Source organism: Alteromonas nitratireducens (assembly GCF_040812025.1).
Classification (GTDB): Bacteria; Pseudomonadota; Gammaproteobacteria; order Enterobacterales; family Alteromonadaceae; genus Alteromonas; species Alteromonas nitratireducens.
Window position 1 is genome coordinate 97,484 of the sequence record NZ_JBFNPK010000013.1, and the last position, 7,922, is coordinate 105,405.

General features: G+C 54.1%; 8 protein-coding genes. 5 read left to right on the plus strand and 3 right to left on the minus strand.

What is annotated here, in order from left to right:
* Positions 1 to 21: 21 nt before the first annotated feature.
* The 4 genes from AB1N33_RS12225 to AB1N33_RS12240 are packed head-to-tail and all read left to right on the plus strand — an operon-like array spanning position 22 to position 3,117.
* Positions 22 to 732: a phage tail protein gene (locus AB1N33_RS12225; RefSeq protein ID WP_411271836.1), complete on the plus strand. Its 711-nt coding sequence runs from the start codon at positions 22 to 24 to the stop codon at positions 730 to 732.
* Positions 733 to 741: 9 nt separating this feature from the next.
* Positions 742 to 1,449 (plus strand): phage tail protein, encoded by a 708-nt coding sequence (locus AB1N33_RS12230; RefSeq protein ID WP_411271837.1) that lies wholly within the window; start codon positions 742 to 744, stop codon positions 1,447 to 1,449.
* A 10-nt stretch (positions 1,450 to 1,459) separates the two neighbouring features.
* Positions 1,460 to 2,170: a phage tail protein gene (locus AB1N33_RS12235; protein ID WP_411271838.1), complete on the plus strand. Its 711-nt coding sequence runs from the start codon at positions 1,460 to 1,462 to the stop codon at positions 2,168 to 2,170.
* A gap of 35 nt (positions 2,171 to 2,205) precedes the next feature.
* Complete coding sequence (locus AB1N33_RS12240) at positions 2,206 to 3,117, plus strand: SEL1-like repeat protein (RefSeq protein WP_411271839.1); 912 nt, start codon at positions 2,206 to 2,208, stop codon at positions 3,115 to 3,117.
* A gap of 1 nt (position 3,118) precedes the next feature.
* Here the strand turns inward: AB1N33_RS12240 and AB1N33_RS12245 are convergent, their stop codons facing one another.
* Both AB1N33_RS12245 and AB1N33_RS12250 read right to left on the minus strand, forming a co-directional pair.
* On the minus strand, positions 3,119 to 4,261 hold the full coding sequence (locus tag AB1N33_RS12245) for an SO_0444 family Cu/Zn efflux transporter (RefSeq protein ID WP_411271840.1): 1,143 nt from the start codon (positions 4,259 to 4,261) through the stop codon (positions 3,119 to 3,121).
* A 119-nt stretch (positions 4,262 to 4,380) separates the two neighbouring features.
* On the minus strand, positions 4,381 to 6,048 hold the full coding sequence (locus AB1N33_RS12250) for a carbon starvation CstA family protein (protein WP_411271841.1): 1,668 nt from the start codon (positions 6,046 to 6,048) through the stop codon (positions 4,381 to 4,383).
* Between the two features lie 329 nt (positions 6,049 to 6,377).
* On the opposite strand from AB1N33_RS12250, the gene AB1N33_RS12255 reads away from it, so the two are divergent.
* Positions 6,378 to 6,896, plus strand: coding sequence for a hypothetical protein (locus tag AB1N33_RS12255; protein ID WP_411271842.1), 519 nt, complete (start codon positions 6,378 to 6,380; stop codon positions 6,894 to 6,896).
* A 201-nt stretch (positions 6,897 to 7,097) separates the two neighbouring features.
* Here AB1N33_RS12255 and AB1N33_RS12260 read toward each other — a convergent pair.
* The coding region (locus AB1N33_RS12260) for an elongation factor Tu (protein ID WP_411271843.1) at positions 7,098 to 7,922 on the minus strand (825 nt) is incomplete at its 5' end.

Sequence of the window (7,922 nt, forward strand, 5' to 3'; positions counted from 1 at the left end):
CCAACTTTTCAGGGAATTACCATGAAAATTCGTTTACTCCTTGTAGCTCTGCCAGGCCTTGTTCTGGCAGGTGTTACGCCGCTCGCATCAGCGTGCGGTTCTAACCCGATGCTGGGCGGCATTTGCGGCTTTGCCGGCAACTTTGCACCGCGAGGGTATGCACTGGCCAACGGTCAGTTGCTGCCAATAAGTTCAAACCCTTCGTTATTTTCACTGTTCGGTACCATTTATGGTGGCGATGGCCGCACCACGTTTGCACTGCCGGATTTGCGCGGCCGAACCGCGATTGGATTTGGCAACGGGCCCGGCCTGAGCTTTTATCGGCAGGGACAACGGGGCGGTCAGGAAACGGTTACCCTCACGGTGGCTCAGTTACCCAACCATTCCCATTCTGCGGTGACGACGGTTGACGCCGCGATTGATCCGACGCAGCTCGAAGCTGGCTTTGATGTATCCCTGCATGCTGCCAACACACGTGCCGGGTCGACATCGCCCAACGCCACGTCGCTTGGCGTAATCAATCAGCGCCGCGCCGGTTACTACACCACGGCGGCGCCTGACGTCACCCTGTCGGCAGAATCACTGGCGATATCCATTGGTGCGGAGACCACCTCGTCGGCCACCACCGCAGTTACCAACAATGGCGGCGGACAGGCCCACGAAAACCGCATGCCGTACCTTACGCTGAACTGGATTGTGGCGCTTCAGGGCATATTCCCTTCGCGTAGCTAGGAGACCGTGATGAAAAACAAACGCATCAACATCAAAACACGGTATGCCGCATCGGGCGCACTGCTACTGTGGTCACTCTCGTTAGCAGCCATGGCATGCCCAGCCCAACCTTTGATTGGGGGTATGTGTGTATTCGGCGGTAATTTTGCGCCACGAAACTGGGCAATGGCCCAGGGGCAGTTATTGCCAATCAGCACGAATACTGCACTCTTCTCTTTGCTGGGCACAACCTACGGGGGCGACGGGCGCACAACGTTTGCTCTGCCGGATCTGCGTGGTCGCAGTGCTATTGGACAGGGCAACGGTCCGGGCTTATCCAATATCCGTATGGGTGAGCGCGGTGGCGTAGATTTTGTCACTCTGACCGTACTGGATATGCCCAGCCACTCCCATAACGCCACTACCACAGTGGATATTACCCTGGACAGCTGGACAATCGATGCAGCGCTGCAGGCGCACGATGCGCCTGGCAGCTCGACCTCACCGTCAGGCGGCATGCTAGCACAAAATAGTAGCAGCGCGGTTTACGCGGCCCAGGCGCCCGATGTCAGTCTGTCACCCGACGCGCTGAGTGCCAGTGTGTCCTCGACCATGACGACGACCGCATCGACAACCCTTACAAGTACGGGTGCCAGCCAGAGTCACGAAAACCGTATGCCGTATCTGGCCGTTAACTGGATTATTGCCTTGTATGGTATCTATCCGTCACGAGACTGAGGAGCTCATTATGTCAAAAATCATCCGATATTTTGCGCCCGTGTGCTTGCTGGCGGGCATGAATACACAGGTACATGCCTGTGATGCAGAACCCTTTATTGCGACCGTGTGTCCCGTTGCCTTTAATTTCAGCCCGCGAGGCTGGGCGTCGATGCAGGGGCAGTTGCTATCGATTTCAGGCAATGATGCCCTGTTTTCCATACTGGGAACCATCTACGGCGGTGACGGCAGAACCACCTTTGCGTTACCGGACGCCAGAGGCAGAACCATCATTGGTGCCGGGCGAGGGCCTGGCCTGTCGGATTATCGTCTGGGCAGCAAAGGCGGCAGCGAAAATGTCACCCTGCTGATTTCCCAGATGCCTGTGCATTCACATGATGCGACCACCACGCTAAGCGTTGAGACTTCAGTTATGGTGGACGGACAGATCCATGCCAGTTCAGGACGTTCGACGTCAGCCGATCCTACTGACAAGGTACTGGCAACGGCATCCGGTACCAACACCATGTATCGCAGCTATTCAGCGTCACTGCCAACCGTGGCGATGCAGGCAGACAGCGTGCAGGTGACAATGCCCGACGCCGGTTCGGTCAGCCCCAGTGCCAATGCCGGTACGGCGGTAGGTTTTACCGGCGCAGGCCTGCCTCATGAAAACCGCTCGCCGTACCTCGGTATAAACTGGATCATTTCATTACAGGGAGTGTACCCATCAAGAAGTTAATCATTTTAGCGTCGCTCATTATCAGCACGCATAGCATGGCCGGGGATGAGTGGCAGTCTGCCCTCGCCCCTGCATACCAGCTTATGGCAGAGGGTGATGAAAAGGGCGCACTGCTGTTGTACCGGCAGGAAGCAGACAGGGGAAATCCCCTCGCTCAGTTTGCCCTTGGCTGGCACTACAAAGTTGCCGCGGACAATTCGACGGTGGACACCGATAAAAGCGAACAGCGTGAGCAGGCCTGTCAGTGGTTTGTGTTATCCGGTGACAAGCATATTCCTGTTGCACTGCATGAGGCCGGGCACTGTTTTCGTGATGGCATACTTGACGCGCAGGGTGGTAACAAGGATGGACACTATTACTACCAGGCCGCAGTGGATAATGGCCTGGTCGCAGCAGGCTGTGACGTGATGGCGCTAACCGCATACGACCAGCCCGGATACCCGCAATCACTGGCACAATGCGAGGCGGCGGCAACCGAGGGGTCTATTTATGCGCAGCGGCATCTCATCGAACATTTCATTGCATCACCGCAAAACGACAGCAACCTGAAGGCGGTTTACTGGCTATCCGTGGCGGCGAAAAAGTACGGACCGGAAGCATACCGCTACGGTCTCACACTGGCACAGTCAACGCCGGCTGATCCTGAGCAGGCGCTTTACTGGCTGGAGCACGCGGCAAGCCTCGGTTTTCTGCCGGCATACCTTGAAACGGCAGTCCGTTATGTCAGTAAAATCACACCCGAGACACCCACTGAGCAGGCATCGGCCTGGCTGGCAAAAGCCTATTTGTGGTCGCACGCCTGGGCGGCAAGGGTGCCTCAGGATAACCCGCGTCCCGCGTGGTTAACCGATATTGACCAGACTGTCCCACCGGCATGGCGCCCGGCGCTGGATGAAAAAATAGCCCGGCACATTGCCGGACTGACAGACAGCAGCGTCAATCACTGAATCAGTGACAGCACTCTGACGTGGTGGTGCGGGCGCGACGGGCAAGCAATGCCTGCCAGCCGTTTATTATCATCAGTCCGCCGAGTATGACTGCGCACAGCGCGTAAATTACTTCATACTGTCCTGTATGCAGGTGCGCCTGTGCCGCCCCGGCGACCATGCTGTCCAGCGCCCATGCCGATACCACTGCGTTAAGTGCGTAGCCGCAGATGATGCTGGCACTGATCACGCCAAACAGATACAGGACCAGCGTGCGTCGTCCCATTTCCTGCATGATCATGCCCATCGTAGAAATGTTCGTCGCCGGACCGGCCATCAAAAACACCAGTACCGCGCCAGGCGACAAACCGGCCGCCAGAAAGCCAACGGCAAGCGGTGTTGACGCCGTCGCGCAGATGTACATAGGAACGCCGATTAACGCCATGACCAGCATGGCTATCAGACCATCGCCCCATTGTGTCAGAAAGTCGGTGGGCACCCAGGTGGTAATGCATGCCGCCAGTAACAAACCCAGCAATAACCACAAGGCAATGTCGTTCAGCAGCTTACCGGTTGCAAACGCCCAGATGCGCGCAGGCGCTGACGGGGTGGCAGGTGCGACGTCAGCGCCACAACATGAGGCTTCGTTCTTTGCGGGCTCACTGTCGCAGCAACTGCTGTCTTTGACCGGCTCGGCTTTGCTGCTGCAACAGCTTTTTTCTGCGGGTGCAGCAGATTGTGCGGGCGCATCGCGCTCTGCAAACCAGCGTACCAGCAGCCCGGTGTAAATAGCGCTAAGGACTGCCGCAATCGGGCGAAAGACGGCGAACACCGGTCCCAGCAGCGCGTAGGTGACTGACACACTGTCAACACCGGTCTCAGGCGTAGAAACCAGAAAGGACATTGTCGCGGGTCGCGATGCACCACTGCGACGCAGCCCTACGGCCGCAGGAATAACGCCACAGGAACACAGCGGTAGCGGCGCACCAATTACAGCTGACTTGGTGATAGCCGACACACTGTCATTCCCCATGTGTTTTTTCAGCAGGTCAACCGGTACCAGTTCGTGCATGATGCCGGCAATCAGCAGCCCCAGAAGCAGCCAGGGTGCCGACTCCATAAACAAGGAGAAGAAATTTTCTACCAGTAACAACAGATCAGCCATCACACGCTTCACTCCCCTGACAGGGTCCCGAATCAAGAAATAAAAAAACGCAGCCACTGCCAGGCAGCAACTGCGTTTAAGTATATCACGACCCTGGTCGTGCTAAACAGCGCTGAAAATTAACGCTCTTCGCGGCGGAAACGGGCAATGACCGACCAGGCTTCCAGCATTACCAGTACCGAGACGACCAGTACGACAGCATCAAGGAAAACCAGCAGGTAGTTTTGTGCAAGCCAGTACTCTTTGAGCTTAATAATGCCGGCAAAAAACGCCATGGTCAGGACAAAGACCATCGGGATTAGCGTGTAAATGGCCGGGCGTTTCAGCTTAATCAGCATGACCGAGATAACCAGCAGCGTCAGACTGGCAAGGATCTGGTTGGTTGAACCAAACAGTGGCCAGATGATCATGCCGCCGTCACCGCTCGACCCGCCAGCACCGAACGCAAGCAGCAAACATGTACCTACCGCAACCAGCGTTGCTACGCCGCCTTTTTTCAGCCATGACAGGTTATAGATGTCACCCCACTCCTGAATAATATAGCGCTGCAGTCGTACCCCTGAGTCCATCGTGGTACCGGCAAACAGCACGACCATTACAGCCAGAATGGTTGATGCAAAATCAGTCGGCAGTCCCCAGCCCTGAGCAATCAGGTTGGCGCCGCCGGTGATAAATGCAGAGACACTGCCCGCACCAAGGTGTGAATACACTTCATGCCATTCTTCGGGAGACGCTGCCAGTGCCACACCTGACACCGCGACAATGGTGATCAGTGCCAGCGAGCCCTCACCGATGGCGCCCAGGTATCCCACAAATCGCGCATCAGTTTCTTTATCCAGCTGCTTTGAGCTTGTACCCGACGACACGATGCCGTGGAAACCTGAAACCGCGCCACAGGCAATGGTCACAAACAGCAGAGGAATAATGCTCGGTGTATCAACTGCGGTCTGCATGTTAAACGCCGGCGCCGTAATATCCGGCATCGAGAAGAACACCGCGCCATACAGCAGAAACAGACCGACCAGCAGCTGCATACCATTTATAAAGTCACGCGGTTGTAACAGCATCCACACAGGCAGCAACGAGGCAATAGCCGCGTAGATGAACAGGATGATGATCCAGTTGGCTTTTTCACCCAGACCAAACATGGTCTCTGGCAGACTGATCGGGATGTAGCTGCCGGCATAGACCGACGCGTACAGCACCACAATACCTACCAGACACAGCGGAATAAGCTTGAAGTTCAGTTTCAGTAACTGGCCGATAATGAGCGCGACCACGATCGCAGCCCAGGCCGGGAATACTGCATTAGGCTGTGACACAAATGAATTCGCAATCACCACACCAAAGACGGCATTCACCATCAGCAGTACCAGAAAGATAACAATCATAAACAGCGCACGGGAGCGCTTGCCGATTACGCTCTCTGACAGCGCACCCATCGACTTCCCTTTGTGGCGGGCACTGGCCCACAATGCGCCCATGTCATGTACGCCAGCAAATAAGATGGTACCAAACACGACCCAAAGGACGGCAGGTACCCAGCCCCAGTACACGGCGATGGCAGGACCTACGATAGGCGCGGCACCTGCAACAGACGTGAAATGGTGTCCCCACAGGACCACCTTATTGGTGGGTACAAAATCTTTTCCGTCCTGTAATTCATGCGCAGGGGTGACAAACTTGTCATCCAGCCTGAAGATTTTTGAAGCAATAAACTTAGAGTAAACAAACCAGCCGAGCATCATACCAACGATGCCAAGCAGAACGATTGCAATAGACTGCATAATGATATCCTGTGTTATTTCATAACGTCAGCGAACATCCCGGAATCATGGTTTCGCAGACTTTCGCCCCGAGGGGGAAAGCGCGTAATTGGGGGTTCATACGAAAAAACCGCGGTATTAGAGCATCTTCACCACCGTCACGCGAGGACATTAGACTAAAGTCTAACAACCCAAAAACGGTGCCGGCCCAGACAGTTCGCGGGATGGAGGAGTCGCTGGTCGCCTGTCAGTGCAACCTGTCGTAAAGTGACGTTTCCGCCACTACAACCACTTTAAATAAGACTTATTCTCGTTTATAACGTCGTATTCGCTAAAAGGAATCATGCAGTATGGCAAGCCCGAAGTTTCACAACACGTTACGTAAATATCATCGCTGGCTCGGTTTCTTTCTTGCCGGGATCATGTCGGTTTACGCAATCAGTGGCATTCTTCTGATTTTTCGTCCCACCGATTTTATGAAATTTGAAAATGTGACAGTACACCAGTTAAGCCCCGCACTTAGCGCCGCAAACGTGGCTGATACGCTAAAAGTCAAAGGGCTGAAAGTGGTCAGTGAGACACCGGAGAAAGTCATTCTGAACATGGGCGAGTACGACAAAGCGAGTGGCGCAGCAACCGTTACCACTAAAGAATATCCGGCCGTGCTGAATAAAATGGTTAAGCTGCATAAAGCGACGAATAACAGCCCGCTGTACTGGCTGAACATTGCCTTTGGTCTGACCCTGCTTTTCTTTGTGGTGTCCGCCTTTTTAATGTTTATGCCACATATTCCCCTGTACAAAAGCAGTCTCAAGATTGCGGCAGCAGGCGCGGTATTTGCTGTACTGGTCGTGCTATTCGGCTCGTAAGCCGTCAAACCGAAACATTTTTTACAGACACAAAAAGGGCCGCTAATGCGGCCCTTCTCTTATTCGCTGTGAAGCGTGTATCTGTTATCGATTACCCGATGATTTTAGATACAACACCCGCACCTACTGTACGGCCACGTGACTCCGGGCATTAAAAAAGGCCACCGAAGTGACCTTTTTCATAGTGAAGTCTAGTTTCTATTACTCAATGATCTTAGAAACTACGCCAGCACCTACTGTACGGCCACCTTCACGGATTGCGAAGCGCAGACCTTCGTCCATCGCGATTGGAGCAATCAGCTCTACAACGAACTTCAGGTTGTCGCCCGGCATTACCATCTCTACGCCTTCTGGCAGCTCTACCGCACCAGTTACGTCAGTTGTACGGAAGTAGAACTGTGGACGATAGCCTTTGAAGAATGGCGTGTGACGGCCACCTTCGTCTTTAGACAGTACGTATACCTCTGCTTCAAACTTGGTGTGTGGAGTGATTGAACCAGGCTTAGCCAGTACCTGACCACGCTCTACTTCGTCACGCTTAGTACCACGCAGCAGTACACCTACGTTCTCACCTGCACGACCTTCGTCAAGCAGCTTACGGAACATCTCTACACCAGTACAGGTAGTCTTCGTAGTGTCTTTGATACCTACGATTTCAACTTCTTCACCTACCTTGATGATACCCTGCTCTACACGACCAGTTACTACGGTACCACGACCAGAAATTGAGAATACGTCTTCGATTGGCAGAATGAACGGCTTGTCAATCGCACGCTCTGGCTCTGGAATGTATGAATCCAGTGCTTCGCCCAGCTCGATGATTTTCTTTTCCCACTCTGCGTCACCTTCCAGTGCCTTCAGAGCAGAACCTTTGATTACTGGCAGGTCATCACCTGGGAATTCGTATTCGTTCAGCAGTTCACGAACTTCCATTTCTACCAGCTCAAGCAGCTCTTCATCATCTACCATGTCACACTTGTTCATGAATACGATGATGTAAGGTACACCTACCTGACGACCCAGCAG